The sequence below is a fragment of the Marinobacter sp. JSM 1782161 genome (assembly GCF_011421605.1).
Taxonomy (GTDB): Bacteria; Pseudomonadota; Gammaproteobacteria; order Pseudomonadales; family Oleiphilaceae; genus Marinobacter_A; species Marinobacter_A bohaiensis.
In genome coordinates this window covers 320,330-341,596 of record NZ_WSSA01000003.1, presented here as the reverse complement: position 1 = coordinate 341,596, position 21,267 = coordinate 320,330, and the positions used below count along the sequence as shown (strand labels likewise).

The window sequence follows — 21,267 nt, the reverse complement described above, 5'->3', positions numbered from 1 at the left end:
TGGCGCCAGGGTAGACAGGTCTTTGATCGCGATGGGTGCCCGCTATGATTTGATCGCAACACTTGATATCAATGCCTGATACCCACTCTGGATAACGACTCTAGATAAAGACACTCGATAACGACTCTCGATAACAACAAGAGCAGAACACTCGGCGATACACCATTCACTGTGAGGGAACGCGTGAACGATGGATAGAGCTACCGGCATCACTTCGAGGGCCCGGACCCTGGGTAAACGTCTGGTCCTGCGCGCCAACCATGCGCTGGGCAATTACCGCGATGCGGTCTGGCTGATTGGCGATGGGCGCAGCGGCACCACCTGGGTGTCCGACCTGATCAACCACAATCGTGGCTATCGGGAAATGTTCGAGCCGTTCCATCCGCAGCTGGCGCAGGGTGCCGGCACCTTTACGCCGCACCTGTACGTGCGCGGCGGGGAGATGAACGACGAACTCCGGAATCTGGCCCGGACCATACTCAGCGGCCGGCTGTGCGACCAGCGGGTGGATGTTGCCAACAAAGCGTTCTTCTACCGTGGCCTGCTGGTTAAGGACATCTTCGCCAATCTGATGTGCCATGCGGTGTGCCGGGAGCTGGACTGGGTCAAACCGGTGCTGCTGATCCGTAATCCCTTTGCCGTGGCCCAGTCCAAGGCACGTAAGAAGGACTGGTACTGGGCGTCCGAACCTATGGATTTGCTCAAGCAGCCGGCGCTGTACGAGGATTTCCTGGCACCCTACGAAGACCTGATTCGCCGCACCAGTGCGCGGAGCGACCTGTTGCTCAACCACATCCTCATCTGGGCGATCATCAACACGGTGCCCCTGCGCCAGTTCGCACCGCAGGATATCCACGTCAGTTTCTATGAGAGCATCTACGCCGAGCCCAACCGGGAAGTGTCCCGGCTATTCGGTTTCCTGCAGGGGCAGCCGGACTACCGCGTCGAACTCGACCAGGCGCTGATTAACCGACCCAGCCGGGTGGTGCGTAATGAAACCAGCCTGGCGTCCGGGTCCTCACCGGTGACGTCGTGGAAGGACGATATCGAGCCGCGGCTGATTGACGAGGGGCTGTCCATTCTCGAACAGTTCGGGCTGGCGTCGCTCTATGACGAGGATGGCATGCCGGACAAGCGCGTGCTGGCGGGCCTGCAATCGCCGGCCTGAAGCGGGTTCGGTTTCCGGAACTCGTGTCAGGTGATGCAGGGGACAGGGCGTGCCGCCGTCGGCGGGAGGAAAGGTTATTCCGGGGCGGGCTGGGCGATGGTCGCCTGGCTCGCCCCGTCTTCTTCTAGCGCGGTGTCGGTATGGGTACAAGCCCGGTGGTGAATCATGAGCGTGGGCTTGAAGTGTCCCCGGAATCCAGTCGCTTATGCGGCGAGCTGCGATCTACCGACGTGGGGACGGTGTCGGCCGTGAGGCCGCGTTCCGGGGGTGCTTAGTGGAACTTCCAGAACGGTGTGCTCAGGCGCTCTTCGGCTTCGGCGCGGGAGTAGCCCACGTCCAGCAACAGGCGCTCGTCCATACGGCCGACCATGTAAGCGAAGTCGCGCTTTTTCTTCCATTTGTTGAATACGCTGAATACGGATTTCATAACGTCATCTCCAGTAGAGGGGTTAATTGATGATGACAATATGATAGGTCCCGAACTGTTTTCGGGGAATACAAGGAAACCCGTATTCGTCAATGAATTTAAAGACTTACGGAGGTAAAGCGGGAGGTCGAAGTTTGCTATTATCCAATTTTTGGACGATAAATCGCCATTCGTAGAAACCCGAATCCAGCCTTCCGGGGATCAAAAGCGGGATAGGGAATTACCGTAGCTCAGCGCATCAACCTAGTCGGTATGCACTTGCAGCGTGGCTGGTTCGCCAGTGATACCGGAGCGATAGCGCTGCAGCAGATTGTGATAGCGCGGCGTCTGACGGAAGCGGTCGAGGGTGGTGCGCAGGGCTTGCTGTTGCTGGAGCATTGGAGAGCGCCGGGATACGGCGATCCAGGCGGGTTTGCCGGGTACCGTGTAGGGCGAGACGTGGACATCCAGTCCTTCCCGGTCGATGAGTTGCAGGCCCATCAGCTCCGGCGCGATGACCACATCCACATGGTCCATGGCCAGCATCTGCATCAGGTTCCGATAGCGCGTGGCGGGGGCCTTGTCCAGGGTGTCATCACGGTCGAACCGGGGAAAGTAGGCGCTGCCGCGCAGCATGCCGATCGTCTTGCCGGCCAGGTCACTGTATTCAGTGATGCGGTTTTCCGGTTGTTGATAGAAGAACAGCCGCTGCTCCGCCGGAAAAGCCTGAGCCACGTAGGCCATGTAGGTTTCCCGCTCGGGCGTCCGGACCGGCCCGAGCATCACGTCCACCTGGCCGTCCTCCATCAGTTTCAGCAGCCGGCGGAAGGGCGCTTCCCGATAGACAATTTCCCAGTCCAACTGACGTCCGATCTCGTTGAACACGTCGATATAGAAGCCGCCGATGTGCCCATCTTCGATGATCCGATAGGGCGGCGCGTGATTGACGCCCACCACCACGCGTTGCCTGTCCGCCTGGGCGGTCAGTGACGTCAGGATCAGACAGATCGTCAGCAGAAGGCGCATGGGTATTGTCGGATTCGAGGGAGTGTATGAATGGCGGCTGAGTGAATGACAAGTCGGGGCGTTGAAGCGGCATACAGTATAGCGGCCATGGTGGGTGGACAATGTCAGATCTTGTCAGGCGGCATACGCAATTGGACGTATGCCTTTTGGTAGGGGCGCTCGTCATCGATGGCCGGCAATGACCGCATCCAGCGTCGCCGGTGACAGAGTCTCGCCGGCCAGGCCGGTGGATTGCACCGTCAGGGCGCCGCACGCGGCCGCAAGCTGCAGGCAGCGGGCCGGGGAGTCGCCGCGCAGGTGTCCATAAAGGAAGCCGCTGAAAAAGGCGTCGCCGGCACCGTTGGTATCGACGACCTGTGGAACCGCGAACGCCGGCTGCTCAAGCCATCGACCGTCACGATCCAGCAGCGTTGCGCCCTGGCTGCCATGGGTGCACACGACCATCGACTTGCCCTGATCCATCTGTGCCCGCATGAACGCCCTGTAGTCGGGCAGGTTGTCACTGGACAGAAAGATCACATCGGCGGCGTCGATAAAGGCCTGGTGATGCGGGTTGCGGCCGTCGTAGTCGTGCAGGTCCGTCCAGATGGGCGTGCCGCTGTTCCGGGCCAGCTCCAGCGCCGGTCGGGCGTAATCGAGGATGTTCACCACCACCAGCGGGCAGCGGGTCATCGCGGCGCGGACCGCTGCCCAGTCGACCCGGTCCGGGGTTGCCGGCGGCTGTATGAACAGCGATATCCGGTGGCCGTGTGGGTCCATGAGGTTGACGTGCTGCTCGGTGGGCGCGTCGGTTTCCTCCACCAGCAGCGTCAGGCCCGTCGCTTCCAGGGCATCTCGAATCGTGCGGCCGGCCTCATCCCGTCCCAGCAGCGTGTGAAGCGTCACCCGTTGCTCCAGTCCGACAAGGTTAAGTGCCTTGCCCGCACCGGTACTGCCCAGGGCTCGATAGCTCCGGCGGGGCCAGATGGTTTGCGGAACCGGCTGCGGGAGAGCGTCGAGCTGGACGATGGTGTCGAGGGAAGCGCCGCCGATGATCAGGATTGCTTCTTGCATGGCAATAGTCCCAGAAGTGACTGGAAACACCAGTGTAATGCCGTTGCGTTACAAGAAACTCATCCGGAGGGCTAGGCCCTGCGGAAGGGGGAGCTTTTGCATGCTTAAATCGTGCCATGCCTGTGATAGCAGGGTGTCAGGGTAAATACGTATAAGCGATTGAAAAGCAGGTTTTTATACCCACTCTATAGATCACCCCTATGGGTCATTTAAGAATTATCAATTTAAAGGGTCTCGGGCTTCCCGTTACCTTACGCATCCGAATCAACTTTTGAGGAGATATTCCAAATGGGCATTGTTAACAGCGAGATCAAGCCGTTTAACGCCACCGCCTTCAAACAGGGCGAGTTCGTTGAGATTTCCGAAGCCGACGTGAAAGGTAAGTGGGCGGTCTTCTTCTTCTACCCGGCTGACTTCACTTTCGTTTGCCCGACTGAGCTGGGCGACGTGGCCGACAAGTACGACGAGCTGCAGAAGCTGGGCGTGGAAGTCTTCTCCGTGTCCACCGACACCCACTTCACTCACAAGGCGTGGCACGACAGCTCCGAAACCATCGGCAAGATCAGCTACTACATGGTTGGCGACCAGACCGGCACCATCACCAACAACTTCGGTGTGATGCGTGAAGGCCAGGGCCTGGCCGACCGCGCTACCTTCCTGATCGATCCGGACGGCGTTATCCAGGCCGTTGAAATCACCGCCGAAGGCATCGGCCGTGACGCTGACGACCTGCTGCGCAAGGTTAAAGCCGCTCAGTACGTTCGCAACAACCCGGGCGAAGTCTGCCCGGCCAAGTGGAAGGAAGGCGAAGAAACGCTGGCTCCTTCCCTGGACCTGGTTGGCAAGATCTAAGTTTCGCCTTCCGGTGAAGCTCTAAAGGAAGGCCCGCACTGCGGGCCTTCTTTGTATAACGGGTGCCTTTGACAAAGTCTGACGCCGGAAACGCCCCATATTGGGGTGCTCCGCCCCGAAATTGGTCGGTTTGCGGTCCATTCCGTGGCCGTTCAGCGACAGGTTTTCTCAGAGGTTCCCGGCAGGAAAAGCGAACGATCGTCATATAGCAACTTGCTATCGGATGTTTAAGCTCAATTAATTTGAGCGTTATCCCTGGCGATCTTATCGTTAGCGCCTATCGAATTCTCGAATTCAATACATTTTGTTGTTCAGGGAATCGCCAGTCCCGAATCGACACACTTAAGGGGAACAGCCTATGTTGGATGCCAATCTGAAGGATCAACTGAAAGCCTACATGGAGAACCTGCGCCAGCCGATCGAGCTGGTTCCTTCTCTGGATGACAGTGCCAAGTCCAAAGAGCTGAAGGAGCTTCTGGAAGAAATCGAGGCGCTGTCCGACAAGATCTCTCTGCGTGAAGACGGCGCCGCCGACGTGCGTCGCCCGTCGTTCGCCATTAACCGTGTGGGCAGCGACATCGGCGTTCGTTTCGCCGGCATCCCCATGGGGCACGAGTTCACGTCACTGGTGCTGGCGCTGCTGCAGGTGGGCGGTCACCCGTCCAAGGCCTCCCAGGAAGTGATCGAGCAGGTGCAGTCACTCGACGGCGACTACGTGTTCGAGACCTACTTTTCCCTGTCCTGCCAGAACTGCCCGGACGTGGTCCAGGCGCTGAACCTGATGAGCGTGCTGAACCCGAAGATCAAGCACACGTCCATCGACGGCGCCCTGTTCCAGGATGAAGTCGAGCAGCGCGAAGTCATGGCGGTGCCGAGTGTCTACCTTAATGGCGAGTCGTTCGGCCAGGGCCGGATGAACCTGGAAGAAATCGCCGCCAAGCTGGATACCAATTCCGACGCCCGCGAAGCCGAGAAGCTGAACCAGAAAGACCCGTTCGAAGTGCTGGTCATCGGCGGCGGTCCGGCAGGCGCTTCCGCCGCGATCTACGCCGCGCGTAAAGGCATTTCCACCGGTGTCGCGGCCGAGCGTTTCGGCGGTCAGGTGGGGGACACCATGGGCATCGAGAACCTGATCTCCGTGCCTTACACCGAAGGCCCCAAACTGGTGGCGGCGATGGAGCAACACGTCAAGGAATACGACGTGGACATCATGAACCTCCAGCGCGCCGAGAAGCTGATTCCGGCCGCCAGCAAAGGCGGAATGCACGAAGTGCGCCTGGCTAATGGCGCGTCGTTGAAGTCCCGCACTCTGGTGCTGTCCACCGGTGCCCGCTGGCGCCAGCTGGGCGTGCCAGGCGAAGACGAGTACCGTAACAAGGGCGTGGCCTACTGCCCGCACTGCGACGGTCCGTTGTTCAAAGGCAAGCGCGTGGCCGTCATCGGCGGCGGTAACTCCGGCGTGGAAGCGGCCATCGACCTGGCGGGCATCGTCGGTCACGTGACCCTGATCGAGTTCGGCGCCGAGATGCGCGCTGACGACGTACTGCAGAAGAAGCTGCGCAGCCTGCCCAACGTCGAGATCCTGCTGTCCGCCCAAACCACCGAGATCACCGGTGAGAACGGAAAGGTCAGTGGGCTCAGCTACACCGACCGTGAGTCCGGCGAGAGCCACCACGTGTCGCTGGAAGGCGTGTTCGTCCAGATCGGTCTGGTGCCGAACACCGAGTGGCTCAAGGGCGACATCGAGCTGAGCCAGCACGGCGAGATCATCGTCAATGACCGCGGCGAGACGTCCATCCCGGGGGTCTTCGCGGCGGGCGATGCCACCACCGTGCCGTACAAGCAGATTGTGATTTCCATGGGCGAAGGCTCCAAGGCGGCTCTGAGCGCCTTCGACTTCCTCATCCGCAACTCTGTTCCTGATGAAGAGGGTGCGGCGGCCTAAACGGCCCCGCGCGCCGGGTGGCTTGACCGCCCGGTTTCCAATAAAGAAAACCCCGTCGTCCGTTGGGCGGCGGGGTTTTTTATCGTCCGGTCCTTCGTTTTGAAATCAGGTATCCGCCTGAATCGCGCCCACAGCCTCCACCACCTGCCGGGAGGCTGACTGGATGGTACTCATCAGTTCGTCGACGGACTGGACCTGTCGCTGACCCTCCTGGGCGACGGACGAGACCTCTTCGACCCGTGCCAGCACGTCGCCGGTCAGGCCCAGGTTCTTCTGGATCACCGCCTCAATCTCCGATGTCGCCTCGCCGGAACGCCGGGCCAGCTGTCGCACCTCGTCGGCCACGACGGCAAAGCCCCGCCCCTGGTCGCCGGCGCGCGCCGCTTCGATGGCCGCGTTCAGGGCCAGCAGGTTGGTCTGGTCGGCGATCTCGGCAATGGTCCCCAGAATGCGTTCGATGCTGCGGGACTGTTCGGTGAGCTGGCGGATGACCTGCTGGGCGTCCTCTGACCGCGCCCGGATCTGCTCCGACGTCGTCAGCGAGCGTTGCAGGGAGGCTTTTGCCTCATTGGATGTGTCCGACGTCTCCCGCGCAATCCGATAGGCCAGGTCAGCGGCTTCAATCGTGCGCTCGCTGAAACGAATGCGCTCGGTGATGTCGCTGGCAAACTTGATCACTTTGGCCACCCGGCCCTGGTCGTCGAGAATCGGGTTGTAGGACGCTTCCAGCCAGATGGTGCGGCCATGAGCGTCGATACGCTCGAATTTCCCTGATTTGAACTCGCCCTGCGCCAGCTCGCCCCAGAAATCCGGCTGGGCCTCAAGGAAGCTGTCGGGGCAGAGCATGCGGTGATGCTGGCCCTGCAGTTGGGCAAGACTGTAGCCCACCGTATCCAGGAAATTCCGGTTGGCGTTCAGGATGGTTCCGTCCGGTTGGAATTCGATAACGGCCATGGACCGGTCGATGGCGTTGAAGACCGCTTGCTGGTCCTGGACCGTGTCGTGCTGCTCGGATACGTCCGCCGCCATTTTGAGAATCTTGTGAACCCGCCCGGCCTGGTCCCTGACCGGGAAGTAGGTGGCCTCCAGCCAGATTTTCCGGCCGTCTTTTGTCAGACGAGGGAAATGACCGCTGTGACTCTGCCCGTTCTGCAGTTCACGCCAGAATCGCTTGTATGCCTCGCTCTGGTGATACTCGCTATCGCAGAAGAGGCGGTGATGCTGACCCTCGACTTCCGCCCGGCTGTAGCCGACAGTGCCCAGGAAATGATCGTTGGCCCGCTGGATAATGCCTTCAGGCGTGAATTCGATAACCGCAACGGCGTCGTCGATGGCGTCGAGGGTGGCGGCCAGATTCTGTTTCTCGGCGGTAAGTCGTTCAACGGACTGCTTGTGGCGGTTGAAGATCATGGGGCTGAATACCGGTGGTGGGAAAATGATCAATTGAGTCAAAGCTGATCATACGTGTGGAGTGGGGCGAGCGCTCACTGACAATCTAAAAACTGTGTAAAACCGTGTAACTATCGTCAGGGGTTGAATCCGGGAGCATGCGGGCGCAGTTCTATAGGACTCACTCAGGACCGGTAAGGAGAGCGGCCATGCGCGTATTGATCGTCGGTGCCAACGGCAAAATCGGGCGCCACCTGTTAGAGTTGATGGCGGAAAGCCCGCACGAGGCCCGGGCCATGGTGCGGGATGCGGACCAGATTCCCCTGATGGAAAAGCTCGGCGCCACCGAAGCGGTCGTGGCTGACCTGGAAGGGGATTGCGGCGAGGCGCTGCGCAGTTGCGACGCGGTCGTCTTCACCGCCGGGTCCGGCCCTCACACCGGTCCGGACAAGACCGTTGACGTGGACCAGAACGGTGCCATGCGAATCGTGGACGCCGCGGCCGCGGCCGGTATCCGCCGTTTTGTCATGGTCAGCGCGATGCGGGCGGACGAGCCCGACAAGGGGCCGGAAAAGATCCGCCACTACCTGCTCGCCAAACAGAAGGCGGATGACCACCTTCGCGCCAGCGGTATGGATTACACCGTCGTGCGGCCGGGCCCGCTGACTGAAGATCCGGCTACTGGACGTATTGAGGTTGGTGACAAGCTCGAACGTACCGGGAAGATCCCGCGCGAGGATGTTGCCGCCGTTCTGCTCGCGACCCTCGACGCGGCCAACACCGAGAACCGGACGTTCGATGTGCTGTCCGGCGAGATCCCCGTGGCAGAGGCCGTCGCCGGTCTCTGATCCCGGCTGAACCGTTACCAGAATACTGACCAACAAGGAAAGCGATTGATGTCCGAATCACCTGACGTCCGGGTTGCCCTGATCGGCTATGGCATGGCGGGTTCCGTATTCCACGCGCCTCTGATCGACGCGGCCCGGGGTATGGCCCTGCACGCCGTGGTTACCTCCAACGAGGAACGGGCAGAGGAGGCCCGCCGGGCCTACCCAGGTGTTACCGTCCATGCCACCCCGGCCCAGCTCTGGCAAAACGCCGATCAGTTTGATCTGGTGGTGGTCGCCTCTCCGAACCGGACCCACAAGCATCTTGCCATGGCGGCCTTGCAGGCTGGCCTGGGGGTGGTGGTGGACAAGCCGCTGGCGGCCTCCGCGGAAGACGCCCGGGAAGTGATTGCCGAAGCCGAAAAGCGCGGCCAGTTCCTCAGCGTGTTCCAGAACCGCCGCTGGGACGGCGACTTCATGACCATCGAGCGCCTGCGTGAAGAGGGCGAACTGGGTGACATCCGTCGCTTCGAATCCCGCTTCGAGCGTTGGCGGCCGGAGCCCAAGGGGGGCTGGCGCCAGTCCGGCGCACCGGGCGAGGCCGGTGGCGTGCTTTACGATCTGGGCGCACACCTGATCGACCAGGCGCTGGTGCTGTTCGGGCCGGTGGCCTCGGTGTATGCGGAGCTGGAACACCGCTATCCGGACGCCGAGGTGGATGACGACACCTTCGTGGCGCTGACTCACCGCAACGGTGTGCGCTCGCACCTTTGGATGAGCAGCGTTGCGGCCCAGTCCGGACCGCGCTTCCGGGTCCTGGGCAGCCGCGCGGCGTATACCAGCTTCGGCATGGACGGACAGGAAAATGCGCTCAAGGCCGGCGCCCGGCCCGACCAGCCGGATTGGCGCGAAGTGGTGGAAGACGGGCAGGGCTATTTGACCGCCGGCTCCGAGGAACGGCCGGTCCACAACGATCCCGGTGCCTATCGCCGCTATTATGAGGCGGTTGCCGTTGCGGTCCAGAATGGCACGCGTCCGCCGGTCAACGCCGCCGATGCCGCGGACGGCCTGGAAATCATCGCCGCCGCCCAGCGATCCTCCGCCGAACGGAAGGTGGTCCACCTTCCCGAGTAGCGAGATGGCCATATGCCGATTCACCTGAAGCGCGCCTACGATGCCCCGGCCCTGGAGGACGGGGTACGCATCCTGGTGGATCGGCTCTGGCCGCGCGGTGTGAGCAAGGACCGGCTGCAACTGGATGACTGGCTCAAATCGGTCGCGCCCAGCGACGATCTGCGCAAAGCCTTCCACCAGGGCGATCTCGACTGGGCGGCCTTCCGGCGTGCTTATCTGTCGGAACTGACAGCGCACCGCGAGACCCTCCGCCCGCTGGCTGAACGATCCCGCCAGCAAACCATCACACTGGTCTACAGCGCGTCTCATGCCGAGCGCAACAACGCCGTGGTTCTGCGTCAGTACCTGCGCATGCTGGGTGCGCCCGAGTGATTTCGGCCCTGCCTGGGCGGGTTTGAGCTAGGCTTAGACGATGCACCCAGGGTCTGTTCGGGCCCGTATTGCCCATTTGCTGCACGGAGCGCGCTGATCATGACCGACGGACGATGCCGGTCCAGGGGACGAGTCCGGTTCATCGGCACCGGCCTTGCCCTGCTGTTTCCTCTGTTTGCCCACGCCTCTTTTTTTGAAACCTACATGGTGGATGAGGAGGACGGCATGTTTGACGTCAGCCGCTACCTGTCCACCCTCCGTTCGGGCTTCCTGCCCGTGCCAACCATCATCACTGAGCCGGCGGTGGGAACGGGCCTCGCCGTCGCCGGCGTCTTCTTCCACGAATCCGAGGCCCAGAAGAAGCAGGACGCCAGCACGCGCCCGCTGCTGCCGGAGAACATCTCGATTGTCGGGCTTGGCGCTACCGAAAACGGCACGCGCGGCCTTGGGCTAGGGCATCTGGGATTCTGGAAGCAGGACAGCATCCGCTACCGCGGGTTCCTGCTCTATGGCGACCTGAATCTCGATTTCTACTCGCTGGCGCAGCGCAACCTTGAGCGGCCGGTCAAACTCAATCTGAAAGGCCCAGTGGTGCTCCAGGATCTTAAGTTCCGGGTCGGGGACAGCCACTGGCTGGTGGGCGCGCGCCAGCTTTACCGAGTAGTGAAAACGAACCTCGAGAGTGAGATTGCATTGCCGAATCCGGCGCTGGAGGAACGGGTGAACGACTTCCTGGATCAGACCCTGGGTGACCGGCAGACCACGTCCGGCCTGGGTCTGTTGCTGGAATACGACAGTCGCGACAACCCGCTGTACCCGGAAAGCGGTGTCCAGTATTCGGCAAACTACCTCGTGTTCGACGATGCCATCGGCAGCGATGCGGACTACGCCAGCTATCAGTTGGAAGGGCTCAATTACTGGCAGTTATCCGACCGTTTCAACCTGGGATTCCGGGTGCAGTACGACGGCATTCAGGCGTCCGACTCGGAGCGTCTGCCGACCTACGTTGAGCCGTTCATCGACCTGCGCGGTATCGCCAAGAATCGCTATCAGGGCCGGGCCGTGCTGGTGGGGGAGTTGGAACTGACGTGGAAGATGACGCCGCGCTGGAGCGTCAACGGCTTTACCGGCGGCGGCCGGGCCGCCAGCAGCTTCGGTGACCTGCACGACGACGCCGAGTCCGGCAACAGCGTGGGGGGCGGCTTTCGCTACCTGATCGCCCGCCGCTACGGCCTGCGCATGGGGCTGGACGTGGCCCGTGGGCCGGAGGACACCGCCGTCTACATTCAGGCCGGTGCCTCCTGGTAGAGGGGCACTAGCCCTGCCGTTGCAGCGTGTCGGCGAGCTGGCGCAGGTTGTCGGCGCCCTGGATATCGTCATCGAACAGCGGAACGCGATGCTGCGCCAGGCCGGCCAGCCGCTGGTCGATTTCCTCCAGGTGACGCTGCTGTCGTGCACGGCGGGTGGCCCAGAAGCCGTTGTCGGCGAGGTCTGGTAGCAGCCGGTTGACCACCAGGCCGGCTACGGGGACGGAGGCTTCGGTCAGCGACCGCACGGCGCGCTCGGTTTCCAGGATAGGCAGGCGCTCCGGCGTCAGCACGAACAGGAACGCGGTCTGTTCCGCGTCGTGCAGTACGCGCCGGGTGCGCTGGAACAGCCGCTGGCGGGCCAGCAGGGTTTCGGTCAGCTCGCGACTGCGGTTGTCCATGCCTTCGGTGGCGTTCTCGCTGGGGTCTTTCAGCGGGTTGTCGACGCTGCGTCCGGGTGTCAGGTGCGCCAGGGCCTTGCCCAGTTTCTCGGAGCGCTTGTTGTGCTTGAGCAGGCCGTCGGTCCAGGCCGCCATCACTTCCGGCAGGCTCAGCAGACGCAGGGTGTGGCCGGTCGGCGCGGTGTCGAAGATCAGCAGGTCGTAGTCTTTCTGGCTGTCTTCGATCAGCCGGGCAATCCGCTCCAGCAGGGCCGCTTCCTGGGCGCCGGGAGACTGACTGCTCAGGCGCAGCTGGCGCTGCAGCTCGTTGACCTGGTCCGGTCCGACGTAGCGGCGCATCTGGGCGAAGACCCGCTCCAGATAGGCGTCAACCTCGCTGTCCGGGTCGATCTCCAGCGCGCTCAGGTTGGGCTGCAGCATGACCGGACGGTCGCCGATGGGGCGATCGAAGGCATCGGCCAGGCTGTGGGCCGGGTCCGTGGAAATCAGCAGGACCCGCTTGCCGGCGTCGGCGGCCGCCACGGCGAGGGCGGCAGACACCGTGGTTTTACCCACGCCGCCTTTACCGCCCACCATCAGCAGGCGCCGGTTTTCAATCAATTCGGGAATATTCAGCATCGAAACCTCAGCAGCAGCGCACGCCATCGAGGGGCGAACGTTCCATGCCCATGCGTGTGTGCCAGTCGTGGAACCGTTCCAGCAGCAGGGGCTGCAGCTCCAGGGTGTACCAGCTTGCCGGGTTGGGCAGGCCCATCATCTCGCCAAACACCAGCAGCATGAACAGGTCGTCTTCGTCACGCTGGGCGCGGGCGATGGCGGCCCGGTAGGGAGCGTTGTAGTATTCGGCGCCGGCGGCGCTGGCGCGCTGGTACCAGTATTTCAGACGGGACAGGGTCTCTTTCATGGAACCCTCCGGGGGTTGGAAGGGGCGGGAGAATCCGTCCCCGCACCGTGACGGGCGGGGACGGTCAGAGTCAGGCGGCGTCGGTCTGCGCCTGCTCCTGTTTCACGCGACGCAGGGACGACACGCATTCCAGTGTAACCAGTATGGCGGCCACCAGCACCACCAGGTCGAGGCCCAGCAGGAACCAGTCACCGGTCTCGTAGAAGCCCTTGAGCTGGAGCAGCAGGGCAAACAGCGTCATGGCCAGCAGGAACACCAGCGGGATCAGGGTGTAGCGGGTCGGTGAACCGCGACGCACCAGCATCACCGTGACGACCAGCAGGGTCAGGCCGGCCAGCAGCTGGTTGGTGGTGCCGAATAGCGGCCAGATCAGCAGGCCGCCGGAACCGTCCGCACCGCCGGCGCCAAAGGCCAGCAGCAGGCAGGTGCCGACCGACAGCAGAGTCGCCGGAGCCGGCTTGGCCATCCATTTGACGCTGTAGATCTCGCCCCATTCCTGGAAGATGTAGCGCTGCAGGCGCAGGCCGGTGTCCATGGTGGTACCGGCGAACAGGGCCGCCATCACGGTCAGCATGGTGCCGGCGACTTCCGCGTCCAGGCCGGTGCCCTGGCTGAGGATGGCGGCGCCGCCGTTAACGAACGCCAGCACGCCGCCCTGGCCGAAGGAGCTGTAGACCGCCTGCCAGTCGGACAGTGACGCAAAGCCGGCGGTGGCGGCGATAATCGCGGCCAGGGCCAGCGCGCCTTCACCGGTGGCGCCGAAGTAGCCGACGAAGCGGGCATCGGTTTCACGACGCAGCTGCTTGGAAGTGGTGCCGGAGGCGACCAGGCCGTGGAAGCCGGAGATGGCGCCACAGGCGATGGTGACGAACAGCAGCGGAATCATCGACGGCGTGCCCTCCGGCACCCCGAAGTTGATCATCGGCGCCACCACCGTCGGGTTGCCGATCAGCACGGCCGCGTAGAGCGCGATCAGGCCGACGAACAGCTGCAGGCCGTTGATGTAGTCACGCGGCTGCAACAGCACCCACACCGGCAGCAGGGAGGCGATGGCGGCGTAGCCGAACAGGATCAGGATCCAGGCGGCGTTGTCGGAAACCGGGCCGATGGTTTCTGGCAGAGACACCGGGACGGACGGGCCGATGTAGATCAGGAAGTAGAGTGCGCCCACACCCAGCAGGGACACCAGTGGCAGGCTCAGCTTGGCGCGGTAGATCAGCTGGCCGATGACCAGCGCCACGGCGATCGCACCCCAGACGGGCACGACCGAACCGGGATTGTTGATCAGCAGCTTGGCGATGACCACGCCGAACACGGCGTTGACCATCAGCAGCACCAGGAAGATTACGATGGTGAAGATCGAGCGCGCGCGAGTGCCGACCACTTCGCCGGTCAGGGTGCCGATGGACTTGGCCTTGTTGCGGACACTGGCCCAGATGGCCCCGAAATCATGGATGCCCGCAAAGAAGATGGTGCCGATGGTGACCCACAGGAAGGCCGGCAGCCAGCCCCAGATGACGGCGATGGCCGGTCCGACGATGGGAGCCGCCCCCGCGACGGAGGTGAAGTGGTGGCCCCAGAGGACGAACTTGTTGGTGGGAACGAAGTCCACACCATCCTCATATTCTTCCGACGGGGTGCGGAATTTCTCGTCGACCTTGTAGATGACTTTGGCAATAAACCGGGAATAGACGAAATAGCCAAAGGCCATTCCCCCCAGACCCAGGACCAGCAGCAAGATGGCACTCATCGTAGGTTCCTGAATTGTTGAAGGTGTTATCCGACAATCGCTGGCGAAGAGCGGTCGGTCAGCTCGGGTGTTGGCGGATGCCGACGGGAACGCCGGACGGTCCTTTTGAGAGGCTGGCCATACTCCGATGCGTGGCAATGGATTTCAATAGGGGCAGGGGTAGGTGGTACTACGTATCAGGGCTTTTACTTACGCTTAAAGATTTGAAATGGAAACGGAAATCGCGCCCCTGGAAGCGTCACCAGGCGGATGACATTGATCAAGTCGAGCGGGCTATTACCGCTGCGGGTCAGTTGGCCCTGCGCTGAAACATTTCCTTACCCAGTCACCACAAAACCCAAAACCGTTGTCGGCGCGTAGTGTTAGGCTACATTGGAAGGTTTCCCCATAGCTAACGGGGCGGTTGCGGAAGCTGGCCGGTGATCTTTCGCCGCGCTCCACTGAACTGATTTTGCAATCCCCACTAACGGATGCAGGGCTGGCCGTGGTCAAACTGGACTTGGCAACGCTGATGATACTGACCGTTGGCATTAACGTGCTGATCGGCAGTTTCATGTGGGCGATTTACCGGTTGCGCCGTGAGCAGCTCTGTTTCTGGTACTGGGGGTTGTCCTGTCTGTTGTTCGCCGCCGGCTGCGTGGCCGCCGGTGCCCGGGCCTTTGTCGAGGCGCCCTGGCTGACCGTGGTGATGGCGTACGGCCTGCTGGTTCTGGCTCCGCTTTTCGTACTCTGTGGCCTGGTGCGTTTTGTTGACGGGCGCACCCACACACGAACCGTGCGCGGTCTGTTCTACGGCGTGGCGGCCTGTCTGCTGCTGATCGCTGTATTCCGGGAAAGCCCCTATGCACCGCGGCTGTTCACGGCGGCTTACACCGCGGCCATATTTGTCTGCGCCTTTTATCTCACCCGACGGATTCGGCCGGGCAACGCGCTGCCGGTCCGGGCTCTCCAGCTCTTTTTCCTGATCCATTGTGGGATGATGCTGTTGCAGGTCGTGACCTTGACCCGCGCCTGGCAGCTGGGTGCCTCAGTCGATGCCGACCCGGTTCTGGACTCGATCCTGATCAGCCACATCCTGTTGGCCAATGCCACGGCACTGACGTTTCCGTTGCTGGCTTTCGTGCGCTCCGAACAGCACCTGCGCAGCCTGGCCGAAAGCGATGACCTGACCGGCCTTTGCAATCGCCGGTCCTTCCATAAGCGGGGGCAGGCGATGTTTGCGGACGCGGTGCGCCGCCAGCGTCCGCTGACGGTGCTGATGGTTGATCTGGATCACTTCAAGACGATTAACGATCGTTGGGGGCATCCGGTCGGAGACGAGGTGCTCTGTTTCATTGCCCGGTTGTTGCGGGAAGAGCTGCGCGAGACGGACATCATCGGCCGTATTGGCGGCGAGGAGTTTGCGGTGGCACTGCCGGACACCACTGAAGACCAGGCCCGCCTGATCTCCGAACGCCTGCGCGAGAAGGTGTTCGAGCGCGGCGCGGAGATCGCCGGCAACCCGATCCAGCTGTCAGCCAGCTTCGGTGGTGTGCATCGCTGCGGCAACCATCGCACGTTCAATGAGTTGCTCATGCAGGCGGACTCCGCCCTCTACGTGGCCAAGGATCAGGGGCGCAATCAGGTGCATTTCAATCCCTGCCGGTCGCTCCCGGCCTGATCGCCCCGTTACGTTGCTGAATCGTGTAAACTACCCTGCAATCCGTAGTCGCCGTAATGGCGTAAATCCCTCCGTTACGGGATAATTGTTTAGCTTGCTATGAAAGGTGCGCGGCTTCCTGAAGGACCCGTACCGACACCCAGGAGGGTGCTGCAAAGCGTCACGATCAAGCACCGTCGCTTTGCAACAACCTCTCGCGCACGTCCGCCCATGCGGTCCGTGCCGACCGAGTCGTCGATGCACCATCGCGGCCTGGTCAAATCCCTTATGTCTTTTGGCAACCGGACTCCAATCCTGATGACGGCCCCCGATTTTGTATCGGGCCCGACTTTCATTCTGGAGTCATGGACCTACGCTAAAAGTGAATCTTATTGTGAATAGGGACGCTACGAATGCTGATTCTTTCATTGATATTCCTGCTGCTGGGGCTGGTACTGCTGGGAGGCGGTATCTGGCTTATCGCGCTGGGAGGAAGCTGGTATTACGCCATTGCCGGCCTCGCCCTGATCGTTGTCGGGGTGACAACGAAAGGGCGCCGGCGCACGGCCCAGATGCTTTACGCGCTGTTTCTCGCCGGCACCGCCATCTGGGCGCTGTCTGAGTCCGGATACGACTGGTGGCCGCTGGCGACCCGTCTGGGGCTGTTCCTGGTGCTGGCTATCCCGCTGTTGTTCCCGGCCCGCAAAGGCGCACCCAGCGGTGCCATGGTCCTGGTGCCGGTTTGGGTCATCGTAGGGCTGGTGACTGTCGGCAGCCTGGCCTCTAACCCGCATCGCATCGACGGTGAGTTGAACACCGATGTGGTGGTGGACGACGCCAACACCGGAAACGTCCCTGAAGGCAGCTGGCACGCCTATGGCCGCAGCAACATGGGCCAGCGCTTCTCACCGCTCAAGCAGATCACGCCGGACAACATCGACCAGCTTGAAGTCGCCTGGCAGTACCAGACCGGTGACAAGAAGGGCCCCCAGGATGTGGGCGAGACCACCTACGAAGTCACGCCGCTGAAAGTCGGCAACACCCTGTACGTGTGCACCCCTCACAACTGGTTGATCGCGCTGAACGCCGATACCGGCGAGGAGCAGTGGGTCTACGACGCCAAGGTGCCGGCCGAAAGCATGCGCCAGCACCAGACCTGCCGTGGTGTGTCCTACCTGCCTCCGGCCAGTGGCGACCCGGATGCCATCGACGTGCAACCGGCCCAGCGCCCGGCGGAAGAACTGGCCAGCGTCCAGTGTGACGCGCAGCTGTTCCTGCCCACCTCCGACGCCCGCCTGCTGGCCATCGATCCGGCCACCGGCGCCCGTTGCAGCAACTTTGCCGACGATGGCTCGCTGGACCTGATGCACAACATGCCGTACAAGCAGTCCGGCTTCTACTACTCCACGTCGCCCCCCGTGGTGGCCAACGGCGTTGTTGTGGTGGGCGGCTCCGTCAACGACAACTACGCGGTCAAGTCACCGTCCGGCGTGATTCGCGCCTACGACGTGAAAACCGGCGAACTCCAGTGGAACTGGGATTCCGGCAACCCGGAAGACACCGCGCCCCTGGGTGAGGATGAGGTCTACACCACCAGCTCCCCGAATATGTGGTCCGTGGCCAGTGCCGATGAAGAGCTGGGCATGATCTATCTGCCGATGGGCAACCGCACGCCGGACCAGCTGGGCATGTACCGCTCTCCGGAAGAAGAGAAGTACGCCACGTCCGTCGTCGCCCTGAGTCTGGAAACCGGCCAGGTGCAGTGGGTCCAGCAGTTCGTGCACCACGATCTGTGGGACATGGATACCCCGGCGCAGCCCGTGCTGTTTGATCGCAAGACCGAAGACGGCGGCACCGAGCCGGCGCTGGCGGTGCCGACCAAGCAGGGCGACGTGTATGTGCTGAACCGCGAGACCGGCGAGCCGATCTTCCCGATCACCGAGAAAGAGGCGCCCCAGGGCACCATCGAGGGTGATCAGGCGTCGCCGACCCAGCCGATCTCCGGCCTGACGTTCCGTCCGCCCACGCTGACCGAGTCGGATATGTGGGGCGCGACACCGATCGACCAGATGCTGTGTCGCATCGACTTCAACTCCCTCAACTACGAGGGCCAGTACACGCCGCCGTCCGAGCAGGGCACCATCGTGTTCCCGGGCAACTTCGGCGTCTTCAACTGGGGCAGCATTGCGGTCGATCCCAAGCGTCAGGTCATGTTCGGCATGCCGCTTTACCTGGCCTTCACCTCCAAGCTGGTTCCCAAAGACGGGGCCGAGCTGGGTGAAACCAACCAGGGCGAGCAGGGCCTGAACGAGAACGCCGGCGCTCCCTACGCCGTTGAAATGAAGCCGTTCCTGTCACCGCTGGGTGTTCCCTGCCAGCAGCCGCCCTGGGGCTATGTCGCGGGCGCGGATCTGCAGACCGGTGAGATCACCTGGAAGCACAAGAACGGTACCGTTGAGGACATGACCGCGCTGCCGCTGCCGCTCAAGATGGGCGTGCCGGGTATCGGTGGTCCGGTGATCACCGACAGTGGCGTGGTGTTCATGGCTGCGTCCGTGGACGATTACATCCGCGGCTACAACCTGAAGACCGGCGAGCAGATCTGGGAATCCCGTCTGCCGGCGGGTGGCCAGGCCACGCCGATGACTTACCTGAACAGCCAGGGCGAGCAGATGGTCGTCCAGGTGGCCGGTGGTCACGGCTCGATCGGCACCACGATTGGCGATTACGTGGTGGCGTATAAACTGAAGCGGTAAATTCGCCTACACTGGGTGGCAACGCCCAGGCATATGGAAAACCCGGCCCTGGCCGGGTTTTCTTTTATGTGGGGAATGACAGGTTTTACAGGTGGAGGTAGACGGTTTATGGCGGAAGCAGACAAGGGCGGGGAAGAACTGCCGGTGCCCATTGACGACGGCGCCTGCAATCACCTGCGTAGACGGCGCGTGCCGGCGATGTCGCTGGCCAGTACCGCGGGAGAGAAGGTCGACCTGTCGGCTCTGAAAGGCACCTCGGTGGTCTACGTCTACCCGCGCATTGGTCATCCGGACCAGCCACCAGGGCCCGAGTGGGCTGACATTCCCGGAGCCAAGGGCTGCACGCCGGAGGCTTGCGGATTCCGCGACCATAATCTGGAATGGCGTGCGCTCGGTGTTCGCGTGTTCGGGCTGAGCGCGCAGCCGCTGGCCGAGCAGCACGAGGCGCACGAGCGACTGGGCCTGACCTTTGATCTGCTCAACGACAGCGATCTGGCGTTTGCCACGGCGCTGGAACTGCCCACGTTCGAGTTCAAGGGGCAGACCTATATCCAGCGGCTGACGCTGGTTGTGGAGAAGGGTGTGATTACCAAGGTGTTCTACCCGGTCTTCCCGCCCGGCGAGCACGCTGCGGAGGTGGCCGCGTGGCTGGAAGGCAACCGCTAACAGGCCGGCCGCCATACGGCCAGCCCCGTCCCTGAAGCCCCGATAGCGCTGCGGGATGTGGGCGGGCCGGCTCAGTGCTGGCTGTGGTTGATGATCCGGGCCAGCGAGCGGGCGCCCTCGCGCACCTCATCGAAAGCGTGCGAGGCTTCCTGCACCCGTTCGGCACCGGCGCCGGCGTGGTCATTGGCCGCCGCCATCTGCTGGTTCATCTTCTCCGTCAGGTCACGGTTGGTGTCCACCAGCGCCGTAATTTCCACCGTCGCCTGCTGGGCCCGTGCGGCCAGTTGCCGCACCTCATCGGCCACCACGGCAAAACCGCGCCCGTACTCGCCGGCCCGGGCGGCTTCGATGGCTGCGTTCAGCGCCAGGAGGTTGGTCTGCTCCGAAATGCCGCTGATGCTGCTGACGATGTCGGTGATCTTGCGTGACTGGGCCAGCAGTTGATCCGCCAGTTGTGACGATTCCCCTACCGCCGACGAGATCCGATGCGTGGCGTCCACCGCCGACTGCAGGGTCTCCGAGCCATTGTCGGCGCGGCTGATGGTTTGTTCCGCCGCCACATTGACGGCCTCGGTGATCGACTGCAGGGATTCGGTCTGCTGCACTTTTTCGGTAATGTCGCTGGCGAACTTGATCACCTTGATGACCCGGCCGTCAGCATCGAACACCGGGTTGTAGGTGGCTTCCAGCCACAGATCCTGGCCGGCCCGGTTCTTGCGCTGGAACTGCCCCGAACGGAAGTTGCCGGCGGCCAGCCGGGCCCAGAAATCCGGATTGTCCCGGTAGAACTGGTCGTCGCAGAACATCCGGTGATGCTGGCCCCGGATGTCGTCGAGGGCGTAGCCGGTCGTGGCCAGGAAGTTGTCGTTGGCGGTCAGGATGTGTCCGTCCGGGGTGAACTCGATCACCGCCATGGAACGGTTGAGGGCTTCGAACACGGCGGCATCCGCGCGTCACTTGTTGGTCGATTCGCTGATGTCCGACGCAAATTTCACCACGCGGACGGTCTGCCCGTGCTGGGTGACCGGGAAATAGTTGGCCTGCAGCCAGATCCGCTGACCGTTCTTGCCCAGGCGCGAGAATTCGCCATTCTGCGGGACGCCCCGGCGCAGTTCGTCCCAGAAGCTCCGGTATTCCTGGCTCTTGACGTAATCACCATCGCAGAACATCGAGTGGTGCCGGCCCAGGACTTCCTCCCGGCTGTAGCCAACCACGTCCAGGAAACGCTCGTTGGCGTCTACGATGATGCCGTCGGTGGTGAATTCGATGACGGCGTTACAGCTTTTTATGGCCTCAATGTAGCTGTCCTGCCAGCCGAGGCGCTCTTCCATGTCGTTATGTTTCTCGAGCAACTTGATCCCGAACATCGGGGCCCCCTCCGTTTATTGTGTCGATCCCTGGAGAGACTCTAGCGGTGGCGCCGCTCAAGCGACAGATGAAAATGAACATTTGTACAATTTTTTACACGATGACATAGGTAACTCGTAAAACGGTAAGTAAACGGCGGGATAATCGTCGAAAAGGAGTCTTTCTTATGCAATCGGGTTATTTGGTGAGCGTCGAGGAGACGAGGGGAAGTGTCGCTTTCTGGATGGGGAGTCGGGCGGTTCGGGCCGTTAAAGAGCGATAAACCCAAAAAAAGGGGGCGTCCAGCCAGGCCGGACGCCCCAAA

At 62.3% G+C, this 21,267-nt stretch carries 19 protein-coding genes; 10 read left to right on the top strand and 9 right to left on the bottom strand.

From position 1 onward, the window contains the following. Nucleotides 1-190: 190 nt before the first annotated feature. Nucleotides 191-1,168 (top strand): sulfotransferase domain-containing protein, encoded by a 978-nt coding sequence (locus tag GQB00_RS14375; RefSeq protein ID WP_165856841.1) that lies wholly within the window; start codon nt 191-193, stop codon nt 1,166-1,168. Nucleotides 1,169-1,439: 271 nt separating this feature from the next. Here GQB00_RS14375 and GQB00_RS14370 read toward each other — a convergent pair whose 3' ends face one another. The 3 genes from GQB00_RS14370 to GQB00_RS14360 form a co-directional block, all read right to left on the bottom strand. Beyond that, entirely contained in the window at nt 1,440-1,595 is a 156-nt protein-coding gene (locus GQB00_RS14370; protein ID WP_165856840.1) for a DUF1127 domain-containing protein, read from the bottom strand. Nucleotides 1,596-1,838: 243 nt separating this feature from the next. Beyond that, the gene (locus GQB00_RS14365) at nt 1,839-2,600 is read right to left on the bottom strand and encodes a substrate-binding periplasmic protein (RefSeq protein ID WP_165856839.1); all 762 of its coding nucleotides are present in this window, start codon (nt 2,598-2,600) and stop codon (nt 1,839-1,841) included. Nucleotides 2,601-2,762: 162 nt separating this feature from the next. Next, entirely contained in the window at nt 2,763-3,653 is an 891-nt protein-coding gene (locus GQB00_RS14360; RefSeq protein ID WP_165856838.1) for a carbohydrate kinase family protein, read from the bottom strand. Nucleotides 3,654-3,941: 288 nt separating this feature from the next. Between GQB00_RS14360 and ahpC the strand changes: the two genes are divergently transcribed. Together ahpC and ahpF are read left to right on the top strand one after the other, a co-directional pair. Then, nucleotides 3,942-4,505: an alkyl hydroperoxide reductase subunit C gene (gene ahpC, locus GQB00_RS14355; protein WP_111497880.1), complete on the top strand. Its 564-nt coding sequence runs from the start codon at nt 3,942-3,944 to the stop codon at nt 4,503-4,505. Between the two features lie 358 nt (nt 4,506-4,863). Then, a complete protein-coding gene (gene ahpF, locus GQB00_RS14350; protein ID WP_165856837.1) occupies nt 4,864-6,450 on the top strand; it encodes an alkyl hydroperoxide reductase subunit F in 1,587 nt (528 codons plus the stop codon). 105 nt (nt 6,451-6,555) lie between these two features. On the opposite strand, the gene GQB00_RS14345 is transcribed toward ahpF, so the two are convergent. Then, nucleotides 6,556-7,902 (bottom strand): PAS domain-containing methyl-accepting chemotaxis protein, encoded by a 1,347-nt coding sequence (locus GQB00_RS14345; protein WP_228276817.1) that lies wholly within the window; start codon nt 7,900-7,902, stop codon nt 6,556-6,558. A 146-nt stretch (nt 7,903-8,048) separates the two neighbouring features. Here GQB00_RS14345 and GQB00_RS14340 point away from each other — a divergent pair, with 146 nt between their 5' ends. The 4 genes from GQB00_RS14340 (at nt 8,049) to GQB00_RS14325 (ending at nt 11,480) form a co-directional block, all read left to right on the top strand. Beyond that, nucleotides 8,049-8,687, top strand: a complete 639-nt coding sequence (locus GQB00_RS14340) for an SDR family oxidoreductase (protein ID WP_165856836.1) — start codon at nt 8,049-8,051, stop codon at nt 8,685-8,687. Nucleotides 8,688-8,735: 48 nt separating this feature from the next. Then, nucleotides 8,736-9,800 carry a Gfo/Idh/MocA family oxidoreductase gene (locus GQB00_RS14335; protein WP_165856835.1) on the top strand — a complete coding sequence of 355 codons (1,065 nt, stop codon included), beginning with the start codon at nt 8,736-8,738 and terminating at the stop codon, nt 9,798-9,800. Between the two features lie 12 nt (nt 9,801-9,812). Next, a complete protein-coding gene (locus tag GQB00_RS14330; RefSeq protein WP_165856834.1) occupies nt 9,813-10,172 on the top strand; it encodes a DUF488 domain-containing protein in 360 nt (119 codons plus the stop codon). 99 nt (nt 10,173-10,271) lie between these two features. After that, nucleotides 10,272-11,480, top strand: a complete 1,209-nt coding sequence (locus GQB00_RS14325; RefSeq protein ID WP_165856833.1) for a BamA/TamA family outer membrane protein — start codon at nt 10,272-10,274, stop codon at nt 11,478-11,480. 7 nt (nt 11,481-11,487) lie between these two features. Here GQB00_RS14325 and GQB00_RS14320 read toward each other — a convergent pair whose 3' ends face one another. From GQB00_RS14320 to GQB00_RS14310, 3 genes are all read right to left on the bottom strand, one after another. Continuing rightward, the gene (locus tag GQB00_RS14320; protein WP_165856832.1) at nt 11,488-12,498 is read right to left on the bottom strand and encodes an ArsA family ATPase; all 1,011 of its coding nucleotides are present in this window, start codon (nt 12,496-12,498) and stop codon (nt 11,488-11,490) included. Nucleotides 12,499-12,505: 7 nt separating this feature from the next. Next, entirely contained in the window at nt 12,506-12,784 is a 279-nt protein-coding gene (locus tag GQB00_RS14315; protein ID WP_165856831.1) for a cory-CC-star protein, read from the bottom strand. Between the two features lie 70 nt (nt 12,785-12,854). Beyond that, entirely contained in the window at nt 12,855-14,534 is a 1,680-nt protein-coding gene (locus tag GQB00_RS14310) for a carbon starvation protein A (protein WP_111497871.1), read from the bottom strand. 511 nt (nt 14,535-15,045) lie between these two features. On the opposite strand from GQB00_RS14310, the gene GQB00_RS14305 reads away from it, so the two are divergent. From GQB00_RS14305 to GQB00_RS14295, 3 genes are all read left to right on the top strand, one after another. Next, a complete protein-coding gene (locus GQB00_RS14305) occupies nt 15,046-16,194 on the top strand; it encodes a sensor domain-containing diguanylate cyclase (protein WP_111497946.1) in 1,149 nt (382 codons plus the stop codon). A 392-nt stretch (nt 16,195-16,586) separates the two neighbouring features. Further along, complete coding sequence (locus GQB00_RS14300; RefSeq protein WP_165856830.1) at nt 16,587-18,929, top strand: glucose/quinate/shikimate family membrane-bound PQQ-dependent dehydrogenase; 2,343 nt, start codon at nt 16,587-16,589, stop codon at nt 18,927-18,929. Nucleotides 18,930-19,037: 108 nt separating this feature from the next. Then, nucleotides 19,038-19,595, top strand: coding sequence for a peroxiredoxin (locus GQB00_RS14295; protein ID WP_165856829.1), 558 nt, complete (start codon nt 19,038-19,040; stop codon nt 19,593-19,595). A 71-nt stretch (nt 19,596-19,666) separates the two neighbouring features. Here the strand turns inward: GQB00_RS14295 and GQB00_RS22095 are convergent, their stop codons facing one another. Further along, nucleotides 19,667-20,533 carry a methyl-accepting chemotaxis protein gene (locus GQB00_RS22095; RefSeq protein WP_165856828.1) on the bottom strand — a complete coding sequence of 289 codons (867 nt, stop codon included), beginning with the start codon at nt 20,531-20,533 and terminating at the stop codon, nt 19,667-19,669. A 15-nt stretch (nt 20,534-20,548) separates the two neighbouring features. Further along, nucleotides 20,549-20,962, bottom strand: a complete 414-nt coding sequence (locus GQB00_RS14285; protein ID WP_165856827.1) for a PAS domain-containing protein — start codon at nt 20,960-20,962, stop codon at nt 20,549-20,551. Nucleotides 20,963-21,267 lie beyond the last annotated feature (305 nt).

What these genes read in the sequence shown, in the direction of transcription:
- GQB00_RS14375 (WP_165856841.1), top strand. Translation starts at nt 191, where the DNA reads ATGGATAGAGCTACCGGCATCACTTCGAGGGCCCGGACCCTGGGTAAA.
- GQB00_RS14370 (WP_165856840.1), bottom strand. Translation starts at nt 1,595, where the DNA reads ATGAAATCCGTATTCAGCGTATTCAACAAATGGAAGAAAAAGCGCGAC.
- GQB00_RS14365 (WP_165856839.1), bottom strand. Translation starts at nt 2,600, where the DNA reads ATGCGCCTTCTGCTGACGATCTGTCTGATCCTGACGTCACTGACCGCC.
- GQB00_RS14360 (WP_165856838.1), bottom strand. Translation starts at nt 3,653, where the DNA reads ATGCAAGAAGCAATCCTGATCATCGGCGGCGCTTCCCTCGACACCATC.
- ahpC (WP_111497880.1), top strand. Translation starts at nt 3,942, where the DNA reads ATGGGCATTGTTAACAGCGAGATCAAGCCGTTTAACGCCACCGCCTTC.
- ahpF (WP_165856837.1), top strand. Translation starts at nt 4,864, where the DNA reads ATGTTGGATGCCAATCTGAAGGATCAACTGAAAGCCTACATGGAGAAC.
- GQB00_RS14340 (WP_165856836.1), top strand. Translation starts at nt 8,049, where the DNA reads ATGCGCGTATTGATCGTCGGTGCCAACGGCAAAATCGGGCGCCACCTG.
- GQB00_RS14335 (WP_165856835.1), top strand. Translation starts at nt 8,736, where the DNA reads ATGTCCGAATCACCTGACGTCCGGGTTGCCCTGATCGGCTATGGCATG.
- GQB00_RS14330 (WP_165856834.1), top strand. Translation starts at nt 9,813, where the DNA reads ATGCCGATTCACCTGAAGCGCGCCTACGATGCCCCGGCCCTGGAGGAC.
- GQB00_RS14325 (WP_165856833.1), top strand. Translation starts at nt 10,272, where the DNA reads ATGACCGACGGACGATGCCGGTCCAGGGGACGAGTCCGGTTCATCGGC.
- GQB00_RS14320 (WP_165856832.1), bottom strand. Translation starts at nt 12,498, where the DNA reads ATGCTGAATATTCCCGAATTGATTGAAAACCGGCGCCTGCTGATGGTG.
- GQB00_RS14315 (WP_165856831.1), bottom strand. Translation starts at nt 12,784, where the DNA reads ATGAAAGAGACCCTGTCCCGTCTGAAATACTGGTACCAGCGCGCCAGC.
- GQB00_RS14310 (WP_111497871.1), bottom strand. Translation starts at nt 14,534, where the DNA reads ATGAGTGCCATCTTGCTGCTGGTCCTGGGTCTGGGGGGAATGGCCTTT.
- GQB00_RS14305 (WP_111497946.1), top strand. Translation starts at nt 15,046, where the DNA reads ATGATACTGACCGTTGGCATTAACGTGCTGATCGGCAGTTTCATGTGG.
- GQB00_RS14300 (WP_165856830.1), top strand. Translation starts at nt 16,587, where the DNA reads ATGCTGATTCTTTCATTGATATTCCTGCTGCTGGGGCTGGTACTGCTG.
- GQB00_RS14295 (WP_165856829.1), top strand. Translation starts at nt 19,038, where the DNA reads ATGGCGGAAGCAGACAAGGGCGGGGAAGAACTGCCGGTGCCCATTGAC.
- GQB00_RS14285 (WP_165856827.1), bottom strand. Translation starts at nt 20,962, where the DNA reads ATGTTCGGGATCAAGTTGCTCGAGAAACATAACGACATGGAAGAGCGC.